The sequence below is a fragment of the Pacificimonas pallii genome (genome assembly GCF_019204005.1).
Classification (GTDB): Bacteria; Pseudomonadota; Alphaproteobacteria; order Sphingomonadales; family Sphingomonadaceae; genus Pacificimonas; species Pacificimonas pallii.
The window spans coordinates 692304-715837 of record NZ_JAGSPA010000002.1 but is presented as its reverse complement, the minus strand read 5'-3'; the positions used below and the strand labels follow the sequence as shown (position 1 = coordinate 715837).

The 23534-nt window shown below is 62.0% G+C and carries 22 protein-coding genes; 14 read left to right on the top strand and 8 right to left on the bottom strand.

The features are described from left to right. The first annotated feature begins 81 nt into the window (after positions 1-81). Positions 82-1239 (top strand): glutamine-hydrolyzing carbamoyl-phosphate synthase small subunit, encoded by a 1158-nt coding sequence (gene carA, locus KCG44_RS08555; protein ID WP_218445593.1) that lies wholly within the window; start codon positions 82-84, stop codon positions 1237-1239. 26 nt (positions 1240-1265) lie between these two features. On the opposite strand, the gene KCG44_RS08550 is transcribed toward carA, so the two are convergent. Next, positions 1266-1634, bottom strand: coding sequence for an endonuclease domain-containing protein (locus tag KCG44_RS08550; RefSeq protein ID WP_218445592.1), 369 nt, complete (start codon positions 1632-1634; stop codon positions 1266-1268). 76 nt (positions 1635-1710) lie between these two features. Between KCG44_RS08550 and carB the strand changes: the two genes are divergently transcribed. The 4 genes from carB to KCG44_RS08530 all read left to right on the top strand — a co-directional run bounded on the left by carB (position 1711) and on the right by KCG44_RS08530 (position 6684). Next, a complete protein-coding gene (gene carB, locus KCG44_RS08545; protein ID WP_218445591.1) occupies positions 1711-4959 on the top strand; it encodes a carbamoyl-phosphate synthase large subunit in 3249 nt (1082 codons plus the stop codon). Positions 4960-5042: 83 nt separating this feature from the next. Further along, positions 5043-5522 carry a transcription elongation factor GreA gene (gene greA, locus KCG44_RS08540; protein WP_218445590.1) on the top strand — a complete coding sequence of 160 codons (480 nt, stop codon included), beginning with the start codon at positions 5043-5045 and terminating at the stop codon, positions 5520-5522. Continuing rightward, positions 5509-6147: a rhomboid family intramembrane serine protease gene (locus KCG44_RS08535; RefSeq protein ID WP_218445588.1), complete on the top strand. Its 639-nt coding sequence runs from the start codon at positions 5509-5511 to the stop codon at positions 6145-6147. Before greA ends, KCG44_RS08535 begins: the two co-directional genes overlap by 14 nt. A gap of 81 nt (positions 6148-6228) precedes the next feature. Beyond that, complete coding sequence (locus KCG44_RS08530; protein ID WP_218445587.1) at positions 6229-6684, top strand: hemerythrin domain-containing protein; 456 nt, start codon at positions 6229-6231, stop codon at positions 6682-6684. A gap of 28 nt (positions 6685-6712) precedes the next feature. Here the strand turns inward: KCG44_RS08530 and cysK are convergent, their stop codons facing one another. Together cysK and KCG44_RS08520 are read right to left on the bottom strand one after the other, a co-directional pair. Continuing rightward, positions 6713-7633 carry a cysteine synthase A gene (gene cysK / locus KCG44_RS08525; RefSeq protein ID WP_218445586.1) on the bottom strand — a complete coding sequence of 307 codons (921 nt, stop codon included), beginning with the start codon at positions 7631-7633 and terminating at the stop codon, positions 6713-6715. Then, positions 7630-8928, bottom strand: coding sequence for an MFS transporter (locus tag KCG44_RS08520; protein WP_369411952.1), 1299 nt, complete (start codon positions 8926-8928; stop codon positions 7630-7632). The genes cysK and KCG44_RS08520 overlap by 4 nt, the downstream gene beginning before the upstream one ends. Positions 8929-9034: 106 nt before the next feature. On the opposite strand from KCG44_RS08520, the gene KCG44_RS08515 reads away from it, so the two are divergent. Beyond that, entirely contained in the window at positions 9035-10006 is a 972-nt protein-coding gene (locus KCG44_RS08515) for a YncE family protein (RefSeq protein ID WP_218445584.1), read from the top strand. Here KCG44_RS08515 and KCG44_RS08510 read toward each other — a convergent pair. Together KCG44_RS08510 and purF are read right to left on the bottom strand one after the other, a co-directional pair. Further along, on the bottom strand, positions 9996-10676 hold the full coding sequence (locus KCG44_RS08510) for an SDR family NAD(P)-dependent oxidoreductase (RefSeq protein WP_218445675.1): 681 nt from the start codon (positions 10674-10676) through the stop codon (positions 9996-9998). The genes KCG44_RS08515 and KCG44_RS08510 overlap by 11 nt on opposite strands. A gap of 45 nt (positions 10677-10721) precedes the next feature. Continuing rightward, positions 10722-12182: an amidophosphoribosyltransferase gene (purF, locus tag KCG44_RS08505; RefSeq protein WP_218445582.1), complete on the bottom strand. Its 1461-nt coding sequence runs from the start codon at positions 12180-12182 to the stop codon at positions 10722-10724. A 113-nt stretch (positions 12183-12295) separates the two neighbouring features. Between purF and KCG44_RS08500 the strand changes: the two genes are divergently transcribed. Then, positions 12296-12544 carry a Rho termination factor N-terminal domain-containing protein gene (locus KCG44_RS08500; protein WP_218445581.1) on the top strand — a complete coding sequence of 83 codons (249 nt, stop codon included), beginning with the start codon at positions 12296-12298 and terminating at the stop codon, positions 12542-12544. Here the strand turns inward: KCG44_RS08500 and KCG44_RS08495 are convergent. Beyond that, complete coding sequence (locus tag KCG44_RS08495) at positions 12486-13241, bottom strand: hypothetical protein (protein WP_218445580.1); 756 nt, start codon at positions 13239-13241, stop codon at positions 12486-12488. The two genes, KCG44_RS08500 and KCG44_RS08495, sit on opposite strands and share 59 nt — an antisense overlap. A gap of 109 nt (positions 13242-13350) precedes the next feature. Here KCG44_RS08495 and hisI point away from each other — a divergent pair, with 109 nt between their 5' ends. The 7 genes from hisI (at position 13351) to KCG44_RS08460 (ending at position 21316) form a co-directional block, all read left to right on the top strand. Next, positions 13351-13707, top strand: coding sequence for a phosphoribosyl-AMP cyclohydrolase (hisI, locus tag KCG44_RS08490; protein WP_218445579.1), 357 nt, complete (start codon positions 13351-13353; stop codon positions 13705-13707). Beyond that, entirely contained in the window at positions 13682-14344 is a 663-nt protein-coding gene (locus KCG44_RS08485) for an NAD(P)H-binding protein (RefSeq protein ID WP_218445577.1), read from the top strand. The genes hisI and KCG44_RS08485 overlap by 26 nt, the downstream gene beginning before the upstream one ends. Before the next feature lie 36 nt (positions 14345-14380). Further along, a complete protein-coding gene (locus KCG44_RS08480; protein WP_218445576.1) occupies positions 14381-14815 on the top strand; it encodes a MerR family transcriptional regulator in 435 nt (144 codons plus the stop codon). Then, positions 14808-16610 (top strand): acyl-CoA dehydrogenase C-terminal domain-containing protein, encoded by a 1803-nt coding sequence (locus tag KCG44_RS08475; RefSeq protein ID WP_218445575.1) that lies wholly within the window; start codon positions 14808-14810, stop codon positions 16608-16610. Before KCG44_RS08480 ends, KCG44_RS08475 begins: the two co-directional genes overlap by 8 nt. Positions 16611-16672: 62 nt before the next feature. Then, on the top strand, positions 16673-17884 hold the full coding sequence (locus KCG44_RS08470) for an acetyl-CoA C-acetyltransferase (RefSeq protein ID WP_218445574.1): 1212 nt from the start codon (positions 16673-16675) through the stop codon (positions 17882-17884). 73 nt (positions 17885-17957) lie between these two features. Further along, positions 17958-20153 carry a 3-hydroxyacyl-CoA dehydrogenase NAD-binding domain-containing protein gene (locus KCG44_RS08465; RefSeq protein ID WP_218445573.1) on the top strand — a complete coding sequence of 732 codons (2196 nt, stop codon included), beginning with the start codon at positions 17958-17960 and terminating at the stop codon, positions 20151-20153. Positions 20154-20308: 155 nt separating this feature from the next. Then, entirely contained in the window at positions 20309-21316 is a 1008-nt protein-coding gene (locus KCG44_RS08460; protein ID WP_218445571.1) for a D-alanyl-D-alanine carboxypeptidase family protein, read from the top strand. Between the two features lie 3 nt (positions 21317-21319). Here the strand turns inward: KCG44_RS08460 and KCG44_RS08455 are convergent, their stop codons facing one another. Further along, positions 21320-21691, bottom strand: a complete 372-nt coding sequence (locus KCG44_RS08455; protein ID WP_218445570.1) for a GFA family protein — start codon at positions 21689-21691, stop codon at positions 21320-21322. Positions 21692-21703: 12 nt separating this feature from the next. After that, positions 21704-23530: a glutamine--fructose-6-phosphate transaminase (isomerizing) gene (gene glmS, locus KCG44_RS08450; RefSeq protein ID WP_218445569.1), complete on the bottom strand. Its 1827-nt coding sequence runs from the start codon at positions 23528-23530 to the stop codon at positions 21704-21706. Between the last annotated feature and the right edge of the window lie 4 nt (positions 23531-23534).

The following is a 23534-nucleotide window of genomic DNA, read 5'->3' as shown; positions in this document are numbered from 1 at the left end:
TTGACGCGAATCCTTCGCGGGCCTAGCACGCCCCCTTAGCTTACATTTCGATCCACCCCTCGTGAAGGAGCGCCCCCAAGCGTGACCGAAGCCACACCTGCGCGCCCTCCCTCCGGAGCCACTGGCGCGTTGATTCTCGCATCGGGTGAAATCATCTGGGGCAGGGGATTCGGGGCGGCCGGACATGCGGTGGGCGAAGTCTGCTTCAACACCGCCATGACGGGCTATCAGGAGATCATGACCGATCCCAGCTACGCCCGGCAGATCGTCACCTTCACCTTTCCCCATATCGGCAATGTCGGCGTTAATGATGAGGACACCGAAGCCGATACGCCGCATGCCGTCGGCTGTATCGTCCGCGAAACCGTCACCGAACCCAGCAATTTCCGCAGCGCCGAGCGCTTCGACGAGTGGCTGGCGCGGCATGGCCGCATCGGAATTTCGGGCGTCGACACGCGCGCGCTCACCCGGAAAGTCCGGCTGGAGGGCGCGCCCAATGCCGTTATCGCCCATGCGCCCGACGGCAAATTCGACATGGACACCCTCCGCGCCGCCGCACGGGAATGGAGCGGTCTTGAAGGCCTCGATCTGGCAAGGGACGTCACACGCGAAGACACCGGCGGCTGGAACGATGGCCCGTGGCAATTGGGGCAGGGCTTCGCAGCGGGGCCACAGCACGGCCCTCACGTCGTCGCCATCGATTATGGCGCGAAGAAGAACATCCTTCGCCGCCTGACCAATGCCGGCGCGCGCGTCACGGTCGTCCCGGCAGAGACCAGCTTTGACGAGATCATGGCGCTGAAGCCCGCGGGCGTCTTCCTGTCGAACGGCCCCGGCGACCCCGCCGCCACCGCCGCTTATGCCGTCCCCGTCATTCAGCAGCTGCTCGCCGCCGATATGCCCATCTTCGGCATCTGCCTCGGCCACCAGCTCCTCGGCCTGGCCGCAGGCGCGAAAACCGCCAAGATGTTTCAGGGCCACAGAGGCGCCAACCACCCCGTCCAGCGCCTCTCCGACGGCCGCGTCGAGATCACCAGCATGAACCATGGTTTCGCCGTCGACGCGGACACGCTGCCCGACGGCGTCGAGGCGACGCACACCAGCCTGTTCGACGGGACGCTGTGCGGGATCGAGCTGACGGGCAAGCGGGCCTTCGGGGTGCAGTACCATCCGGAAGCCAGTCCGGGTCCGATGGATAGCGATTATCTGTTCCAGAAGTTTGTTGGGGCGCTGTCATGAATCCCCTCTCCCCGCCGGGGAGAGGGTTAGGGAGAGGGGGCCGCGCAGCGGCTCTCCGCGGCGCGGAGAATGTCGGCGCAGGCGCCTTCGATATTGGTGAAAATGTCGTCGTTCCAGAACCGCAGGACATGCCAGCCCTGGCCCTCGATGAACGCCGTCCGGGCCGCGTCGTAGGTCTCGCGCCCGGCATGGCTGTCGCCGTCGAGCTCAATCGCCAGCCGCTCGCGCCGCGCGGCGAAGTCGACAATGTAGGGTCCGATCGGAACCTGCCGCGAGAACTTCATGCCGCCGAGGCGCCTGGCGCGGAGCTTCTCCCACAGCAGGGCCTCCGCCAGCGGTATGTTCGACCGCAGGGCCTTCGCACGTTTGAGAGGGATTGGATCTCTTCTGGGCATTCGACCTCTTTAGCCGCATCGTCCCCCTCTCCCAGACCCTCTCCCCGGCGGGGAGAGGGCTTAAAGGTCCGTCATCATGCCTAAACGCACCGACATCTCCTCCATTCTCATCATCGGCGCTGGTCCTATCGTCATCGGGCAGGCGTGTGAGTTCGATTATTCGGGCGTGCAGGCGTGCAAGGCGCTGCGCGAGGAGGGGTACCGGATCGTTCTGGTGAACTCCAACCCCGCCACGATCATGACCGATCCCGACATGGCGGACGCGACCTATATCGAGCCAATCACGCCCGAAATGGTCGCCAAGGTCATCGCAAAGGAACGCGCGCTGCACCCAGAGGAGACGCTGGCGGTGCTGCCCACCATGGGCGGCCAGACGGCGCTGAACACCGCGCTGGCGCTGCATCAGGATGGGACGCTTGAAAAATACGGCGTTGAGCTGATCGGCGCCGACGCTGAGGCCATCGACAAGGCGGAGGACCGGCTGAAATTCCGGAACGCAATGGACAAGATTGGCCTCGAAAGCCCGATCTCCGCCATCGCGCACACCGATCAGGAGGCGCTGGCCGCGCTCGAAAAGGTCGGCCTGCCCGCCATCATCCGGCCCAGCTTCACGCTTGGCGGCACTGGCGGCGGCGTCGCGTATAACAAGGAGGACTTCCTTGAGATCGTCCGCGGCGGCCTCGACGCCTCGCCCACAACCGAAGTCCTGATCGAGGAGAGCGTCCTCGGCTGGAAAGAATATGAGATGGAGGTGGTGCGCGATAAAAACGACAATTGCATCATCATCTGCAGCATCGAAAATGTCGATCCCATGGGTGTGCACACGGGCGATTCGATCACCGTTGCCCCCGCGCTGACGCTGACCGACAAGGAATATCAGATCATGCGCAACGCCAGCATCGCGGTGCTGCGCGAGATTGGCGTCGAAACCGGCGGTTCGAACGTCCAGTTCGCCGTCAATCCGAAGACCGGGCGCCTGATCGTCATCGAGATGAACCCGCGCGTGTCGCGCAGTTCCGCGCTCGCTTCCAAGGCGACCGGCTTCCCCATCGCCAAGGTCGCGGCAAAGCTGGCCGTCGGCTATACGCTCGACGAGATCGAAAATGATATCACGGGTGCAACGCCCGCCTCGTTCGAACCGACAATCGATTATGTCGTAACGAAAATCCCGCGCTTCGCCTTTGAGAAATTCCGCGGCGCCTCCAACACCCTGTCGACGGCGATGAAGTCCGTGGGTGAAGTGATGGCCATCGGCCGGAACTTCGCGGAAAGCTTCCAGAAGGCGCTGCGCGGCCTGGAAACCGGTCTCGACGGCCTCGATCCGATGCCGGAACTCACCGCCGAAGGCGATGGCGGGGTGGCCGCGCGGCTTGCCAAGGCGACGCCCGACCGCCTTCTGGTCGTCGCGGAAGCCATGCGGCGCGGGTTTCCCGATGAGGAGATTCACCGCCTCAGCTTCTACGATCCCTGGTTCCTGGCGCGCATCCGCGAGATTATCGAAGCGGAACGGCAGGTCGAGGCGAACGGCCTCCCCGCCGGCGCCGCAGATATGCGCGCGCTGAAAAGCATGGGCTTCTCCGATGCGCGTCTCTCCGCGCTGTCGGGCATCGACGCGGCGGCGCATCGGCACGCCCTCAATGTGCGCCCCGTCTACAAACGCATCGACACCTGCGCTGCCGAGTTCGAAGCGAAGACGCCTTACATGTACTCCACCTATGAGGGGCCGATCTTTGGCGCGCCGGAGTGCGAATCGGTCCCCACGCCGCGCAACAAGGTCGTTATTCTGGGCGGCGGACCGAACCGGATCGGGCAGGGCATCGAATTCGACTATTGCTGCTGCCACGCCGCCTTTGCGCTTGCCGATGCGGGTTATGAAACCATCATGGTCAACTGCAATCCAGAGACCGTTTCAACGGATTACGACACGTCCGACCGCCTCTATTTCGAACCGCTGACAGCCGAGGATGTACTCGAAATCCTGCATGTCGAGCAGCAGAATGGCACCCTGGCGGGTGTCATCGTGCAGTTCGGCGGTCAGACACCGCTGAAACTCGCACCCGCGCTGGAGGCGGCCGGAATCCCCATCCTCGGCACCGCCGTCAGCGCCATTGACGAGGCGGAGGACAGAGAGCGTTTCGCGGCTCTCATCGACCGCCTTGGCCTGAAACAGCCCGCCAATGGCATTGCCCGCACGCTGGAGGAGGCCCAGCGCGAGGCGAGCAAGCTTGGTTATCCCGTGCTGCTGCGCCCCTCCAACGTCCTTGGCGGGCGGGGCATGGAGGTCGTCGACAGCGACCGCCAGCTGGAAACCTATATGAAGGCCGCCATGCTGGTTCCCGACGGCCTGCCGGTCTTGGTCGACCAGTATCTGCGCGATGCCATAGAAGTCGACGTCGACGCGCTTGCCGACGGTGAAACCGTTCATGTCGCGGGGGTTTTGCAGCACATTGAGGAGGCGGGCGTGCATTCCGGCGACAGCGCCTGTTCGCTGCCGCCATATTCCCTGTCTGACAACGTGATTGCCGAGATCGAACGGCAGACCGAGGCACTTGCCATGGCGCTGAACGTGCGCGGTCTGATGAACGTGCAATATGCCGTTAAGGATGAGGAGGTCTATCTGATCGAGGTAAACCCGCGCGCCTCCCGCACTGTGCCCTTTGTGGCGAAGGCGAAGGGCGCGCCCATCGCCAAGATCGCGGCGCGCGTGATGGCCGGTGAAACACTCACCGACTTCGAAATGCCGCCGCGGCATATGAAGCACATCGCGGTGAAGGAGGCGATTTTTCCCTTTGCCCGCTTCCCCGGCACCGATCCCGTGCTTGGCCCGGAAATGAAATCGACCGGTGAAGTCATGGGCATAGACATGAATTTCGAAATCGCTTTCGCGAAATCCCAGATCGCCGTGCAGACCAATCTGCCGGACGATGGCGTTGTCTTCATATCGGTGAAGGACACGGACAAGCCGCAAATCCTCGCCGCAGCGCGCCAACTCGTCGATCTTGGTTTCTCGCTGATCGCCACAGGCGGCACCGAAGCGTATCTGCGCGCCGAGGGTCTCGCCGTAAAGCGCATCAACAAGGTCCTTGAGGGGTCGCCGCACATCGTTGATGAAATAAAGAATGACGCTGTCGCGATGATATTCAACACCACCGAAGGCGCGCAGGCGCTGGAGGATTCCAAGAGCATCCGGTCGAGCGCCGTTATGGGGAAGGTGCCCTATTATACGACAGCCGCGGCGAGCAGGGCCGCGGTGCAGGCGATTGCGGCCATGCGCGCCGGCCCTCTTGAAGTCCGCTCGCTACAGTCTTATTATTCAGCGATCTGAGGTTTTCCGACAGCCCGGCCAATGACGCGTGTGGTTAACGCCGCCGACGGACAGGTTGTCTTTTGCTATGAGGGATTAAGCGCATGGCTACGCTCGAAAAAACGCCCATGTTGCGTGACGGCTATGACCGGATGACAGCAGAGCTGAACAAACTGAAGAATACGGAGCGGCACCAGATCGTCGCGGCCATTGAAGAGGCGCGGGCGCATGGCGATCTGTCCGAGAACGCCGAATATCATGCCGCGAAGGAGCGTCAGGGCCAGGTCGAAGCCCAGATCACCGATCTTGAGGACAAGATCAGCCGTGCGCAGATCATCGACCCCGCCGACCTGACGGGCGACAAGGTCGTGTTCGCGGCGACGGTGGAACTCCTCGACGAGGATGACAAGCCCGTCACCTATCAGATCGTCGGCCCCTACGAGGCGGACGCAAAGGCGGGGCGTATCTCATATACCTCGCCGCTCGGCCGCGCATTGATCGGTCGCCGCAAGGGTGACGAGGTCGAGGTTGCGACGCCATCGGGCGAGAAATATTACGAAATCGCCGCGATTGCATTTAAATAGCAAACCCACGCTGATTCAGACTGCGCCGGCGACAAGTGCGCTGGCCGGTCTGTGCGTGCTGTTCTGGCTTGTCGATATTTTCCTGCCGCTTGCCAATATTGGCGGCCAATTATCGCTTATCCCGGCGCGCCTGACGGGCGAGATCGTCGCGCAGGGCTTTTTCGTGCCGGCGTATCTGACGCCGATCACAATGCAGTTCGCGCATGCCGACTTCGGTCACCTTTTCCTCAATATGGTCTTCCTGATCTTTATCGGCAGGTTCGTTGAAAACCTTCTGGGGACAGGTCGTTTTGTCGCACTGTACGTCGTCAGCGGCGTGGCGGGTGCCGTCCTTGAGGTGGCGCTCGACCCCGGGTCCGTCATCCCCCATGTCGGGGCCTCCGGCTCCATCGCAGGCATATTCGCGGCCCATGCGATGATTTTCGGCAGGCGGGAAGGCGGTGCGACGGAACGCACGCAGGCCCTCAAACTGGCCGCCGTCTGGATCATCCTGCAACTCGGCATCGGCTATGTTTTCAACGATGGCAGCGGCGGCGGCATCGCGATCTGGGCGCATGTCGGCGGTTTCCTGTGCGGCCTGATCCTCGGCCTGCCGCTGGCGCGGGACGCGATCAAGGCGCGCTAGGCACCGTCGTCACGGCGAATTTACCGCTTTGTAAGCGGTAAGGTTTATGAACCCCGGGCTCTATCCCGTGAGGTGAGCCCAATGAGCGATATGGTAAAACTACGTCGGCAGCATGAGAGCACCCTGACGCTCATTCAGGGTATCGGCGCGCGGATTGACAATATCGGCAGCGAGCCGGGGGCTGACGAAGCCTTTGAACTTGGCCTGCTGCTCGCGAAATTGTCGGGCGGGCTTCGCAGGCATCTCGTGCGGGAGAACAAGGATCTCTACCCGCGGATGATAAATTCCGACGATGCGGAGATTGCCGAGACGGCGCGCCGGTTCCGCAATGAAATTGGCCGTATCGGGCATGATTTCGATATCTTCATCGAACGCTGGCGCAATATCGTCGATATCAGGCGCAACTGGTCCGGCTTCCGCCTGGAAACAAAACAGATATTTGACATGCTGGAACAACGCATAGAACGCGAAAACACGATTCTATACGTACTCGCCGACAGGGTCGCCGCGCCGGAAAGGGCTGTGCGCGCTGCCTGAATCGCGGCAGCGCCCTTGGCCGTCCAGTCTATTCCGTTGGCAGGAAGTCCGCGACGCTCAGATAGCGCTCGCCAGTATCGTAATTGAAACCGAGAACGCGCTTCGGCCCGTCCTGCGCTTCCAGCCATTGCGCGATGGCGGCCAGTGTCGCCCCGGATGAAATGCCGACCAGCATGCCTTCTTCACGGGCACAGCGGCGCGCCATTTCCTTTGCATCGTCGGGATCCACCTTGATCGCACCGTCTATGCTGGACGTGTGCAGATTGCCGGGGATGAAGCCCGCGCCGATGCCCTGAATGGGATGCGGTCCGGGCTGGCCGCCAGAGATGACCGGCGACAGCGTCGGCTCCACGGCCAGCACCTGCAGGCCCGGCATTTCCGGCTTCAGCACTTCCGCGCAACCTGTGATATGCCCGCCGGTGCCGACGCCGGTAATCATTGCGTCCAGCGGATTATCGCCAAAATCTTTCAGGATTTCCAGCGCCGTGGTCTTCGTGTGTACGTCCACATTCGATGGATTGTCGAACTGCTGCGGCATCCATGCGTCCGGCGTGTCTTCGACCAGCTCGATGGCGCGCTCGATGGCGCCCTTCATGCCCTTTGCCTTGTCGGTCAGGTCGAAGCTAGCGCCATAGGCCAGCATCAGCCGGCGCCGCTCGACGGACATGCTTTCCGGCATAACGAGGACGAGCTTATAGCCCTTCACCGCCGCGACCATGGCAAGGCCGATGCCGGTATTGCCCGATGTCGGTTCGATGATCGTGCCGCCGGGCTTCAGCGCGCCGGAGGCTTCCGCGTCCTCGACCATGGCAAGCGCGATGCGGTCCTTGATGGAGCCGCCGGGATTGCCGCGTTCCGACTTGATCCAGACATCGTGGCCCGGGAACAGGCGTTTCATGTGAATGTGCGGTGTGTTGCCAATCGTGGCCAGGATGCTGTCGGCGATCATGTGGGCTCTCCGGATGGTTTCTTGTCGGGGACTATATCGGTGATTTCATCTGGCGGATCAAAGGTTCGTGCGCGGCGAAGTTCCGGGAACAGGCCAAGATACCCGCCCACCACCGCCAACGCACCCAGTCCGCCAATCGCGACGGCCGCAACGGGACCGAGCAGATAGGCAAGCGTCCCTGAAAACGCATCGCCAAGCTCGTTCGATGCGCTGATCGTCATCTGCGACACGGCATTCACCCGGCCGCGCTTCTCGTCCGGCGTATGCAGCTGGATCAGCGAGCTGCGGATATAGACGCTGAACATATCCGCCGCGCCGATGACGAACAGCGCCGCCAGTGATAATGCCATCAGCGTGCTGAACGCGAAGATGATGGTGGCCACGGCGAATATGGCAACTGCACCCAGCATTTTTGGCCCCACGCCGGTCTTCAGCGGGCGAAAACTGAACCATAAAGCGGTCAGCGCCGCGCCTGCCGCCGGGGCGGCGGCCAGCTGGCTCAGCCCGCTTGCGCCGACGTGCAATATGTCGCGTGCATAGACCGGAAACAGCGCCGTCGCGCCCGCCAGAAACACCGCGAACAGGTCGAGCGTGATCGACCCCAGCACGATCTTGTTCTTCCGGACATAGGCCAGCCCGTCGACGATCTGACCGATGGGCCGCTTTGTACCGGTGATCGCCGGGCGCGGGACCTTGCCGATCCGGCTCAGCGCGATGAACGCCGTGATGAACAGGCCGCAGCCAATGGCATAGGGCAGCGCCGGTGCGACCTCATAGAAATAGCCGCCAATGGCCGGGCCGATAATGGCGCCCGACTGCCATGAAATCGAACTCAGCGCGATGGCGTTGGGCAAAACGGCTTTCGGCACCAGGTTCGGTGCCAGCGAGCTGAGTGCCGGTCCTGTGAACGCGCGCACAATGCCCAGGACGACGGCAATCGAAAACAGCACGGGCAGGGTCATCGCATCCGCCTGCGTGAACACCGCCAATATAGCTGCGCAGACAGCCTGCATCGCCATTGTCACCTTGCCGACCGTGCGGCGGTCCAGACGATCCGCCGCAAGGCCGGAAAACGGCGTCAGAAAAAAAAGCGGCAGGAACTGCAAAAGGCCGATCAGCGCCAATTGCCCCGACGCCCCCGCCACGCTCATCCCGCCGTCGCGCGCGATGTTATACGTCTGCCAGCCGATGATCAGCATCATGGCATATTGCGCCAGCGTCATCGCCAGCCGCGTGAACCAGAATGCGCGGAAATTCGGGATGCGGAGGGGGTGGATGGTGTCGTCGCTGCTCACGCCCGCCTCCCTAGCGCAACCCTGGGGGCTGAACACCCCATGGAAATTTGCCCGCGGCAAGGATTCCCTTTCACGGCGGGGCAGGGGCTGTGCTAGCCTTCCGCTTATGAAAACGCTTCTGTCTCTCGCCGCCGCCAGCCTGCTGACCACCGCGGCCAGCGCCGCCACGCTCATCGTCGGCAATAAAGAGGCGAACACGGTCAGTTTCATCGACCTCGCAAGCGGCGCGGAAGTCGCGGAGGTCGCGACCGGGCCCATGCCGCATGAGGTGGCCGTCTCCCCCGATGGCACGCGCGCCATGGTCGTCGCCTATGGCGGCAACACGCTCGATCTGTTCGACGTCGCAAAGGCGAAGAAGATCGGCACGTGCAGCCTCGGCGCGAATCTGCGTCCGCACGGCATTGTCTGGACCAGTGTGAATGTCATTCTGGCCACGACCGAGGGCAGCAGGACCTTGACCATGGTGACCTCCGATTGCGAAGACGCCGCCGCCATTTCCACTGGTCAGGCGGGCAGCCACATGCTCGCCTTCGATGAACGGCGCGCCCGGGCCTATGTCTCCAACCTGCAGGACAAAAGCGTCACCGTGATCGACCTCGCCCGGGGCGAGAAGATCGGTGATTTCGATGCGGCTGAAGAGCCCGAGGGCATCGCCCTGACCCCGGACGGCAAGGAGCTGTGGGTTGCCAACCGCGCCTCCAACACCGTCTACGTCCTCGACCCCGATAGCGGCGACCGCCTCGCCAGTATCGATGTCGGACGAATGCCGATCCGCCTCGCCATTTCGCCTGATGGGAAATGGGCCGTGACCAGCGACCTGGTCGATGGCAGCGTGTCCGTGATCGACGTGGCGAAGCGCGAGAAAGTCCGTACGATCAAGATCGGCGGCAATGCCGATACGCGGCAGGTGACCTTGATCTGGTCTCGCGACGGCAAACGGCTCTTCGCCGCGGAGACGGCCAATGCGCGCATTGCCGAGGTAGATTTCGCAACCGGCAGGATCGTTCGCTATCTTCCCGCGGGCGCTGGCAGTGACGGGATCGGCTGGTCGCCTGTCAGTCTCGGCGTCAGCCGCTAATGCGCAGCAGCGCCAAAATCTCGCTGGCGACGTCTTCGGGCGTGCGCAGCGTGGATGGATCTTCACCCGGAAAGGCGGACGCCCGCATGCTTGTTGCGGTGCCCTTGGGGTCGACGACATGCACCTTCACGTCCGCCAGCCCGTCCATCTCCGCGCCGTAGGTCTCCGTCAGATTGGCCAGCGCCGCCTTTGACGCGGCATAGGGCCCCCAGAAGGCGCGCGGCTCGTTCGCGACTGATGATGTGAGCGCAATCACATCCGCATGCGGCGCCGCTCTCAGCAGCGGGTCGAACGCCTTCAGCAGCCTGAAATTGGCAGTGACATTCAGTTTGAAAAGCGCCTCGAACGCATCCGCATCGACATGGGACAGGGGCGTCATATCGCCCAGCATGGCCGCGTTCATGACGAGCGCATCCAGCCGTTCCCAGCGCCCCGCAACCGCTTGCGCCAGCCGGTCGATCGCCTCGAAATCACTCAGATCGAACGGGGCCAGCGTTGCCGTCCCGCCCGCCGCGTGGATGTCGTCATCGACCTCCTCCAGCCCGCCATCGGTGCGCGCCGTCAGCAGGACATGATAGCCCTTCGCCGCCAGCGCCTTTGCCGTCGCAGCGCCGATGCCGCGCGATGCGCCTGTCACCAGGGCCAGGGGTTTCTTGTCGATATCCGTCATCATGTGCCGTCCGTTTCTGCTCCGCTCATGCGCAATTCGCGGCGTTTACTCCGCAGCTTGCCCCGTCAGCAGGCTGAACTGGTCGGGGCCTTCCTCGTCGCTCTGGTCGGTCAGCGACGTGGGATAAGCGCCCGTGAAACACGCATCGCAATATTGCGGCTTCTGATCGGACCGCTCCTCTTCGCCCAGCGCGCGGTACAGTCCATCGACACTGATAAAGGCCAGCGTATCCGCCTTGATGAAGCTGCGCATGCGCTCCACGTCCATCTGCGCGGCCAGCAGTTTTGACCGGTCGGGCGTATCGACGCCATAGAAGCAGGGATTGCGCGTCGGCGGGCTGGCGATGCGCATATGTACTTCCTTCGCGCCCGCATCGCGCATCATCTGTACGATTTTCAGGCTGGTCGTGCCGCGGACAATGCTGTCGTCTACGAGGATGATACGCTTGCCTTCGACCAGGCCGCGATTGGCATTGTGTTTCAGCTTTACCGACAGGTCGCGAATGCCCTGGCCCGGCTGGATGAAGGTACGTCCGACATAATGTGAACGGATAATCCCCTGTTCGAAGGGGATGAGCGATTCCTGCGCAAAGCCGAGCGCCGCCGGGTTTCCGCTATCGGGGACAGGGATGACGATATCCGCGTCGACCGGGCCTTCCTTGGCCAGTTCAGCGCCGATATTCTTGCGCACCTGATAGACACTATTGCCATCGAGCACGCTGTCGGGCCTGGAAAAATACACATGTTCGAAAACGCAGGGGCGGGCGTCGCGGTCGCCGAAGGGACGGAGGCTGCGCATGCCTTTTTCGTTGATGACCAGCATTTCGCCGGGATCGATCTGCCGGATGAACGTCGCGCCGACAATGTCGAGGGCAACGGTTTCCGAAGCGACGATGAGGCTTTCCTCAAGGCGTCCCAGCACGAGCGGGCGAATGCCGAGCGGGTCGCGGCAGGCGATCATGCCTTCGGGGGTAAGGCAGACCAGCGAATAGGCGCCCTCCACCTGTTTCAGCGCGTCGATGAACCGGTCGAGCGGCGGTCGATAGGCGGAGGTGGCGACCAGATGGATCAGGACCTCGGTGTCGCTCGTCGATTGAAAGATGGACCCGCGGCGGTTCAGCGCCTTTCTCAGGTGCAGCGCGTTTGAGATATTGCCATTATGCGCCACCGCGAAGCCGCCCGACGATAGCTCGGCGAACAGGGGCTGGACGTTGCGCATCGCCGTTTCACCGGTCGTGGAATAGCGGACATGGCCAATTGCCGTGTGGCCGGGCAGCTGGCGAATCGCGTCTTCGGAATCGAAATTACCGGCGACATGTCCCATCTCGCGCTTGGTATGGAACAGTTTTCCGTCAAAGCTCGTAATGCCCGCCGCTTCCTGCCCGCGATGCTGCAGGGCATGCAGGCCGAGCGCGGCGACCGCGGCTGCCCCCTCGGTGCCATAGACACCAAAAACACCGCACTCTTCGCGCAGCTTGTCGTCATCGAAAGGATGCGTGGTAAACATATTAGGGACGGCCCCGAAACGCTGTGGACAGTCGGCATATAGGGTGGCCATCGCCGCTTGTCACCAAAGCCATCCTCATGCGTTGAGCGTCGGGAAAGGAGACTGGTTTCGAAATGGCAAAAGATCACGGGCCGTCCATTAAGAACGACAGGACGTATCAGGCGCTTCGCGAAGAGGGTGCATCAAAGGAAAAGGCGGCACGCATCGCCAATGCCCAGGCGGCAGGCAGTGTCGACCATGACAATCGCCCCTATGAAAAGCGCACAAAAGATGAACTATATGAAGACGCGCAGGAGATCGGAATCAAGGGCCGCTCCAGCATGTCGAAAGATGAGTTGATCGAGGCGCTGCGGCGGCATTAGGGCTGCGCAGCGCCCCGGACGCATACCAGCCCACTTGTCTTCCACGGCGGCGCAGCGCCAGACCAAGCACGCCCAATCCCAACAGTGCAAATATGGGCGGCGCGGGAACCGCAAGGCGGGGCCCAATCTCAACCGTTCCGTCAAAAGAGACGATCGTGGTCGCACCCACTTGCGCATCGCGGTCGAGGTCCGGAGAATTGGCGATGACATTCAGAAGGAATAATGGGTCGGTTGCAAACGCGAATGCAGGATCAATATCGATCGTGAACGCCAATTCGAAAGTCTCGGTAAAGGTAAACTCGTACCTCTCACCGATAACGATATCGAATGGACCGCCGCCAACATTGACCGGTGGGCTCGGCGGGGGAAATCCGAACACACCCGCGCTGTCTTCCTGCGTCTCCACAAGGAACTGATTGCCGATGAACGTCGATCCGGAATCCGCGGCAGTGAATTGTTCGAACAGGGTCAGATCCAGGGAAATGAACACAGGAATATCGTTAAGATCATCACCTGTGGGCGCGGGACCCTGCCAAAGAATCGGCACCGACGCGATCAGGCTGCCTGGCGACGAAAAAACGGCGTCGTCAATAGACCCTGACACATTTTGGACGAATGGGGTGATGGCGGCATGTGCAGGCGCTCCAATAGCGGCGAGCGCGAGACATGTTGCGGATATGAAACTCAGGTTTTTCATATTTGGCTCTCCTTTTTCAGGTTAAGAAACAGGAAACGCAACAATACAAAGACGCCTCGGATAAGCACAAAAACAGAAAGATAGCAAATGCATAAGGGAAATTTCCGTGATGGGTGAAGATGAGGAAAGCCGGGCGCTGAACCTGAAATTCGACGCGAATGGACTTGTCACCGCCGTCGCCACCGACGCGGCAGATGGCGGGCTCCTCATGCTCGCACATATGAACGCCGAAGCGTTTCAAAGGACGCAGGAAACCGGCAGGGCGCATTTCTGGTCCCGCTCGCGCGGCAGATTATGGATGAAGGGTGAAACGAGCGGGAATGTTCTGACTGTCATCGAATTACGCGTCGATTGCGACCAGGACGCCGTGTGGATGAAGGTGAAGGCTTACGGGCCTGCATGCCACACCGGCCGGCGGAGCTGCTTCTACCGGCGGGTTGATGGCGATCGGCTTCGTTTTGACTAATGTCTGGATGATCGGCGGTACCGGTCTTGTTGGACGCGGCGCCGCGCGGCGTCTGCGCGCTGACAATAATGTCCAGCTTACGTCTCTCGTCAGGCGGGAAAGCGGGCGCGCATGCGAGCGCCTGATCGATTTTGATACCCTGCCTGACGTCGACATGGAGGGAGCGCGGTGCGACGTCGCGATCTGCTGCCTTGGCAGTACGATCGGCAAGGCGGGCAGCTGGGAAGAGTTCCGCAAGATCGATACCGGCTATGTGCTTGCATTCGCCGCGGCCGCGAAGCGCGCCGGCGCGCGCCAGTTCCTGCACGTCAGTTCAGTGGGTGCCCGTCCGTCGGCATCGAACAGATATCTGGCGATGAAAGGCGATACGGAGGCGGGTCTGGCGTCCTTGCGGTTCGGGCGTCTCGACATCATCCGTCCCGGCCTGCTGCTTGGCGATCGCGGCGAATTTCGGGCCGCCGAGCGTGCGGGGGCCATTCTCGCACCCGTCCTGAATCTTTTCCTTCATGGCCGTCTGTCGCGCTACCGCGCAATCGCGGCGGAGCGCGTCGCCGCCGCGCTCGTCGCATTGATCGGCGCGCCGGGGCAGGGGCGCCATATCCACCATAATCGGGACATCGCCACCTTGGGACGTTAGCTTGACGTTTACGTCAGCGTAAACTATAAAGACAGAATGCCGAGAACAGCCCTGACCGCCGATCTTGAACCTGCCGGACAGGAGTCTTTCACGATCGCTGAGCTGTCACGCGAATATGATGTCACCGCCCGCACCATCCGTTATTATGAGGCGGAGGGATTGCTGGCGCCGAAGCGCGCGGGGCAGAACCGTATCTATTCCAAACGCGACCGGGCGCGCCTCGGCTGGATCCTGCGCGGCAAGCGGGTGGGATTCAGCCTGGCGGAAATCCGCGACCTTCTCGATATCTACAAAAGCGGCGGCCCGGCGAAGCAGCGCAGCGCCCTCGTTGAAAAATGCCGCGAGCGCGTGGCCGCCCTCGAAAGCCAGCGCACCGATATCGACGAGACCATTACCGACCTTCAATCGTTCATAGGCGCGGTTCAGGACATGCCTGACGCGCCCAGACAAGGAACCCATTCGAATGCCTAGTTACACCGCCCCCGTCCGCGACACGCAGTTCGTCATGTCGGACGTCCTCAATCTGGAAAAATACGCGAACCTGCCGGGCTTCGCGAATGCCGATACCGATACGATCAACGCGGTCCTGGAAGAGGGCGGCAAGTTCGTGTCCGAGGTCATGTTTCCGCTCAATCAGGTGGGCGATCACGAGGGCTGCACGCGCCATGAGGATGGCAGCGTAACGACGCCGACCGGTTTCAAGGAAGCCTACGACAAGTTCGTCGAGGGCGGCTGGGGCACGCTGGGTCAGAATCCCGAATATGGCGGACAGGGCCTGCCGCATATCGTCTCCATGGCGTTCGAGGAATATATGTCGTCGGGCAATATGGCGTTCGGCATGTATCCCGGCCTCACGGCGGGCGCGATCGCGGCGATCAATGTGAAGGGCTCCGACGAGCAGAAGCAGACTTACATGCCGAAGATGATCTCCGGCGAATGGACGGGGACCATGAACCTGACGGAGCCGCATTGCGGTACCGATCTCGGCCTCATTCGCACCAAGGCCGTTGATAATGGCGATGGCAGCTATCGTATTACCGGCCAGAAGATCTTCATTTCCGCCGGTGAGCATGATCTGGCGTCGAACATCATCCACCTGGTGCTGGCGAAGCGCGAGGGCGCACCCGACGATGTGAAGGGCATCTCGCTGTTCATCGTCCCGAAATTCATCGTCAACGAAGACGGCTCGCCCGGCGCGCGCAACGGCGTCATGTGCGGCTCCATCGAGGAGAAGATGGGCATTCACGGCAATGCCACCTGCGTCATGAACTATGACGATGCGACCGGTTATCTGGTCGGCGAACCCGAAAAAGGGCTGGCGGCCATGTTCATCATGATGAACGCGGCGCGGCTTGGTGTCGGCATTCAGGGGCTGAGCCAGGGCGAGGTCGCCTATCAGAACGCTGTCACCTACGCCAATGAGCGGCGGCAGGGCCGGGCGCTGACCGGCGTCGCCGATCCCGATGCGAAGGCCGACACGATCATGGTGCATCCCGATGTACGCCGCATGCTGATGGATGCCCGCGCTTTTACGGAGGGCGCGCGCGCGCTCAGCCTGTGGGCGGCGTTGCAGATCGATCTGGCGCACAGCGCGCAGACCGAGGAAGAGCGCGCGGAAGCCGACGAGATCGTCGGTCTGCTGACGCCGGTGATCAAGGGGTATTTCACCGACAAGGGCTTTGAAACCGCCGTCAACGCGCAGCAGGTCTATGGCGGCCACGGCTATGTCACCGAATGGGGCATGGAGCAGTATGTCCGCGACGCCCGCATCGCGCAGATTTACGAGGGCACCAACGGCGTTCAGGCCATGGACCTGGTGGGGCGCAAGCTGGGCCGCAATGGCGGCAAGGCGCTGATGCAGTTCGCGCAGATGATGAACGACGAAATCGCGTCCGCGAAAGAAGACGAGGCCCTGAAGCCACTCGCTGAGAAGCTGGAAAAGGCGGGCGGAGAATTGCAGGCCGCGACCATGTGGCTGATGCAGAATGGCATGGCGAATCCGAACAATGCCGGCGCGGGGGCCGTGCCTTATCTGCACCTGATGGGCATCGTCTCGCTGGGCCTGATGTGGCTGAAAATGGCCAGGGCCGCGCAGGCGAAGCTGACCAACGGGTCGGCAGACGATCCATTTTATCAGGCTAAGATGATCACCGCGCGATACTATATGGACCGGTATCTGCCCGATGCGGGCGCACTGCGCCGGAAGCTGGAAGCCGGAGCGGAAAGCATGATGGCTCTGCCGGAGGACATGTTCGCCCGGGCGTAGCTGAATACCGCCGTCCCGGCATAAGCCGGGACGGCGTTCGTTTTATGAGAGAGGATCCCCCTATGACCGAAGCCTATATCTACGACGCCGTCCGCACGCCGCGCGGCAAGGGCAAGCCGAATGGCGCCCTGCATGAAATCACGCCGGTGCAACTGGCGGCGCAGGTGCTGGAGGCTTTGCGGGACCGCACGAACGTCGATACGGCGGATATTGACGACGTCGTGCTCGGCTGCGTCAGCCCTGTGGGCGAGCAGGGCGGCGACATTGCCCGCACAGCGGTCATGGTCGCCGATTACGCACAGACGACAGCGGGTGTGCAGGTCAACCGCTTTTGCGCCTCCGGTCTTGAGGCCACCAACATGGCCGCCGCGAAAGTCATGTCGGGCGAAGCGATGATGGCGATCGGCGGCGGTGTCGAATCGATGAGCCGCGTGCCGATGGGCAGCGACGGTGCCGCCTGGGCGACCGACCCTGCTGTAAACTTCCACAGCTATTTCGCGCCGCAGGGCGTGTCGGCGGACCTGATCGCGACCAAATACGGCTTCAGCCGCGACGATGCCGACGCCTATGCCGTCGAATCCCAGAAGCGCGCCGCGGCCGCCTGGGAAAAGGGCTATTTCAAGGGCTCGGTCGTGCCGGTGAAGGATGTCATCGGCGAGGTCGTCCTCGACCATGACGAGCATATGCGCCCCGGCACGGACATGCAGTCCCTCGGCGGCCTCAATCCCAGCTTCGAGGGCATCGGCACGCAGATGCCGGGCTATGACGATGTGGTGCTGCAAAAATATCCCGAGCTTGAGAAGATCAATCACGTGCATCACGGCGGCAATTCCTCCGGCATCGTCGACGGGGCCGCGGGTATTCTGCTCGGCACGAAGGAAATGGGCGAGAAATACGGCCTGAAGCCGCGGGCCCGGATCCGCGCCATGGCGAGCATCGGGTCGGAGCCGACCATCATGCTGACGGGGCCGGAATTCGTGACTCGAAAGGCGCTCGACCGCGCTGGCATGGATGTGAATGACATCGACATTTACGAGCTGAATGAGGCGTTCGCTTCGGTCGTGCTGCGCTACATGCAGGCGCTCAATATCGACCATGGCAAGCTGAACGTGAATGGCGGCGCGATCGCGATGGGTCACCCTCTCGGCGCGACGGGCGCGATGATCCTGGGCACGGTGCTCGACGAGCTTGAGCGCACCGGCAAGGGCACGGCGCTTGCCAATCTGTGCGTGGGCGCGGGCATGGGTACGGCGACGATCATCGAGCGGGTCTGACCCGAACGCGGCCTTGGTGCCGTCCCTCCCGCGCGCTCGGGATGATGAACATAAAGATTTACGGAGAATATCAATGACCTCCACCGAAACCATTACATATGACCTCGACGCCGACGGCATTGCGCTGTTGACCATCGACCTGCCCGGCCAGTCCATGAACGTCATCAACCAGCAGCTGCAGACGGACATGTCCGCGCTGATCGGGAAGCTGGCCAGCGACGACGCCATCAAGGGCGCGGTCATCACATCGGGCAAGGCGAGTGGCTTCATGGCCGGTGCCGACCTCAAGGGCATGAATTTCTCGGGCGGCGGCGACAGTGGCGGCGGGCCGGACAAATCGAAAATGGCGACCATTTTCGATGCCGTGTTCGCGCTCAACAAAATGCTGCGTGACCTCGAAACCTGCGGCAAGCCGGTCGCCTGCGCGATCAACGGCCTCGCGCTCGGCGGCGGCCTTGAGGTGGCGCTCGCCTGTCATTATCGCGTGGTCGCCGATCATCCGAAGATCGCGCTCGGCCTGCCGGAGGTCATGGTCGGTTTGATGCCGGGCGCGGGCGGGACGCAGCGGCTGCCGCGACTGATGGGTGTGCAGCCCGCGCTGATGTACCTGATCCAGGGCAAGAACATGTCGCCGCAGGAGGCGCTCGGCTTTGGTGTCGTGCACGAAGTGGCGCCCGCCGATCAGATTGTCGCGAAGGCCAAGGCGTGGGTGAAGGCCAATCCGGCGGGCGGCGTGCAGCCATGGGACCAGAAGAAATTCAAATTTCCCGGCGGTCCGGCCAGCGCGATGAACCCCGGCTTTGCCCAGACCTTTATCGGCGGTACGGCGATGACGATCAAACAGACCAGCGGCAATATGAATGGCCCCTTCGCGATCCTGAGTTCGGTCTATGAGGGGACGCAGCTACCGATGGACACGGCGCTGCGCATCGAAAGCAAATATTTCGCGAAACTGGTGGCGGATCCGCAGGCGGGCAACATGATCCGCAGTCTGTTCGTGTCGAAACAGGCCGCCGAAAAGGGTGCGCGCCGTCCCGAAGGCATCGCGCCGATGAAGACGCAGAAGCTGGGCATGCTGGGCGCGGGCATGATGGGCGCCGGGATCGCCATGGTGTCGGCGCGTGCGGGCATGGACGTCGTTCTTCTCGATCGCACGATGGAGGCTGCGGAAAAGGGCAAGAACTATACCAGCGACAAGCTGGGCAAGCGCATGTCCGCAGATAAGGTCCAGCCGATCCTCGACCGCATCCACCCGACGACCGATTTCGCTGATTTGGCGGGCTGCGATTTCATTATCGAGGCGGTGTTCGAGGATCGGGATATCAAGCGCGAAACGACCGAAAAAGTCGAGGCCGTCATCGGCGCGGACGTGATCTTCGGCTCCAATACCTCGACGCTGCCCATCACGGGCCTGGCGAAGGCGCATTCGAAACCGGAGAATTTCATCGGCGTGCACTTCTTCTCACCGGTCGAAAAAATGCCGCTGGTGGAGATTATCGTCGGCGAAAAGACCGGGCCGGAAGCGATCGCCAAGGCGCTCGATTACGTCGCGCAGATTCGCAAGACGCCGATCGTCGTCAATGACAGCCGCGGTTTCTACACCTCGCGCTGCTTCGGCATCTATGTGCAGGAAGGCACGACGCTGCTGGGTGAAGGCGTCAACCCCGCGCTCATCGAAAATGCGGGCAAGCATATGGGCATGCCGGTGGGGCCGCTCGCGGTGTCTGACGAGGTTTCCATCGAACTCGGCTACAAGGTGATGCAGCAGACGAAGAAGGACATGGGCGACGCCTATAAATCCGGTGCTGCCGATACCGTTGTCGAGAAGATGATGGATGAGGGCCGCCACGGCCGCAAGAACGGCAAGGGCTATTACGACTATGAGGAGGGCGGCCGTGGCAAGGTGCTATGGCCCGGCCTTCGCGAGGCGTTTCCCGCGAAGGACGGTGCCGTCGATCCGCAGGTCGAGGAAGTTCAGGAACGCCTGAAATTCCGCCAGCTGGTCGAATGCGCGCGCTGTTTCGAGGAGGGCGTGCTGACGACGCCGGAAGACGGCGATTTGGGCGCTATTTTCGGCTGGGGTTTCATGCCTTTCACCGGCGGCCCGTTCAGCCACATGGACACACTTGGCCTCGAGCATGTCGTCCGCGTGCTGGACCGCCTGGCGCAGGAACATGGCGAGCGTTTCGCGGTGCCGCAGATGCTGCGCGACATGGCCGAAAAGGGCGAGAGCTTTTACGGCAATGCGGCCAGGAAAAGGGCGGCCTGACCGAGAAGCTCCCCCTCCACCACGCCGGAGGGGGAGTTTCTGATATCGGTTCGTCGCAAAACCGACTCGTTTCGGCTCTCCCACCTCTTTGATTTCTTTCCTGTTAATGTCTTATTCGCCATAAGACACATGTGGGAAGCATGGAGGCAAGGAATATGCAGTCGAAAACCGTTGGCGGGCAGGTTTTCCGGCTTCATCGGATAATCACGACCATGATGGCGCTGGCGGCGCTGTCATTTCTGGTTCAGGCCCCGGTGCATGCCCGGTCACTGCTCCAGGTGCCGAAATACGCGGCCATTGTGATGGATATGGACACCGAAGAGGTTCTCTATGCCCATAATGCCGAGGCCGCACGGCATCCCGCGTCCATTACGAAGGTGATGACGCTGATGCTGGCGTTCGAGGCACTCGACGCGGGCAAGATCAAGATGGACGACCGGATCGTCTTTTCAAAAGCCGCTGCCGCGCAGCCCCCATCCAAGCTTGGCCTGGGGCAGGGTGGCTGGATATCCGTTGAGGAAGCCATTCGGCTTTTGTCCACCAAATCAGCCAATGATGTTGCCGTTGCCCTGGCCGAACATGTCGAGGGAAGTGAACTCGCTTTCGCGCAGAAGATGACGGAAAAGGCCCGCGATATCGGCATGACGCAGACCGCGTTCTACAATGCCAGCGGGCTCCCCAATCCCGCGCATTCAACCTCGGCGCGCGATCTTGCCATCATGTCGAAACATCTGATCACGGCGTTTCCGCATTATTACGCTTTTTTCTCTCAGCAGAGCTATAATTTCTACGGCAAACGGTTTCCCAATCATAACCGCCTTCTTGGCAAGCTCGTTGGCCTCGATGGCATCAAGACCGGCTACACAAATGCGTCTGGCTATACGCTTGCGGCTTCGGCACAACGCGATGGCAAGCGGCTGATCGCGATCGTGCTCGGCGCACCGTCCGGCAAGCAGCGCAATGAGAATATCGCGTCACTCATCAATGCCGGGTTCGAGGTTCTCCGCAAGCGGCGGGATGGCCGCGTTCTGTCGATCGCGCAGCAGATGCTGGAGCCCGTTCAGGATCTGCGTCCATGGGCCACCGCCGTGGCGCAGGGGTCGCTGGATGAGGAGGAAGAGCCCGACTATGAACCGACCCGCCCGGTTCGGCGCGATCACTAGGTCCTAGCGTTTCAGCTTCGCCCGGGCGGCTTCCCAGTCGCGGCCGTCATAGGGCTCTACCTCTGTCTCAAGATCCGGCCATTTATCCAGACAACGTGCATTCACGCTGACGCCGTCCGGGTGGGATCGCGGGATATAATGGCTTTTGACGCCGCATTTTGAACAGAACAAATGCCGCGCCGCACCGGTGTTGAACCGGTAATCATTCATCGCATTCGCACCCGACTGAAGCGCGAAGTCCGTGCGATTCACGATCAGATGCAGATAACCCGTCATCGTACAGATCGAGCAATTACAGTCGAGCAGCGACAATGGCGCGGTGACGTTCACCTTGAAGCGCACTGCGCCGCAATGGCATCCGCCCGACAGTGTCATGCCGCTAATCCTTCACTCGACGGTGACCGACTTGGCGAGGTTTCGCGGCTGGTCGACATCGGTGCCCTTGGCGACGGCAACGTGATAGGCCAAGAGCTGCACCGGGATGGCATAGACGAGCGGCGCGATCAGCGGGTGAACCTTCGGCATCTCAATCGTCGCGAGCAGGCCGTCGCCAGCTTCCTTCAGGCCTTCGGCGTCAGAGATCAGCACCACCAGCGCCCCGCGCGCCTGCGCTTCGTGCATGTTGCTGACGGTCTTCTCGAACAGCGGTCCTGACGGTGCAATCACGATGAGCGGCACATTCTCGTCGATCAGCGCGATGGGACCGTGCTTCATCTCGCCCGACGCATAGCCTTCGGCGTGGATATAGCTGATTTCCTTCAGCTTCAGCGCGCCTTCCAGCGCCAGCGGGTAGTCCGGGCCGCGGCCCAGATACAGGACATCGCGTGCCTTTGCGATGGTGCCCGCCATCGCCTCGATCTCTTCGTCATGCTCCAGCGCCTGCTGCATCGCGGCGGGCACTTCGGACAGGTGGTGCACAATGTCCTTCTCGGCTTCGGGTGTCAGGCGGCCCTTCGCGCGGGCCAGATTGGTGGCGAATGCCGCCATGACGGCCAGCTGGCAGGTGAACGCCTTTGTCGACGCCACACCGATCTCGGGACCGGCATGTGTGGGCATCAGCAAATCGGCTTCCCGCGCCATGGTCGACGTCGGGACGTTGATGATGCCTGCGGTCGTGGCACCGGCGTCCTTGCAGTGGCGCAGCGCCGCAAGGGTGTCGGCGGTCTCGCCCGACTGGGAGATGAACAGCGCCAGATGATCGTCCTCGATCACAGGATCGCGGTACCGGTATTCCGATGCCACATCGACCTCAACGGACACGCGCGCCAGCTGTTCGATCCAATATTTGCCGACCATCCCGACATAGGACGACGTTCCGCAGGCCACGATGGTGACACGCTTTACCGTCGACAGGTCGAATTCCATGTCGGGCAGGGCAACCTGCTCTTCCAGCGGGCGCAGATAGGATTGCAGCGTCTGGGCGACCACGATGGGCTGCTCGTAGATTTCCTTCAGCATGAAATGGCGATAATTGCCTTTTTCGACCGACGCCGCACTTGCGCCGCTGGTAGAGACTTCGCGCTCAACCTGCTGATTATCCTTGTCATAAACGGTCGCGCCGTCTCGCGTGACGACGGTCCAGTCCCCCTCTTCCAAATAGCAGATTTTCTGTGTCAGCCCGGCCAGCGCCAGGGCGTCCGACCCGAGGTACATCTCGCCATCTTCGCCATGCCCGACCACCAGCGGCGAGCCCAGCCGCGCACCGATCATCATGTCGGGATGCGATTTGAAGATGATGGCGAGCGCGAACGCGCCGCGCAGGCGGGGCAGCACCGCCTTCAGCGCCTCTTCCGGCGACGCGCCATTCTCGACTTCGCGGCTGATCAGATGGGTGACGACTTCGCTGTCCGTCTCGCTCAGGAACGTGCGGCCTTCCGCCACCAGTTCTTCGCGCAGCGGTTTGAAATTCTCGATGATGCCATTGTGCACCAGCGCGACATGGTCCGTCGCGTGCGGATGCGCATTGTCGACCGTCGGCGCGCCGTGCGTCGCCCAGCGCGTATGCGCGATGCCGAGCTGGCCCGGCAGCGGGTCCGCCTGCAGTTTCTCACCCAGATTGCGCAGCTTGCCCTCGGCGCGGCGGCGTTTCAGATCGCCGTCGTGCAGCGTGCAGATGCCCGCGCTGTCATAGCCGCGATATTCCAGGCGTTTCAGGCCGTCGAACAGATCCGGCGCAATATCGCGCTGGCCGATGATTCCAATAATTCCGCACATATGC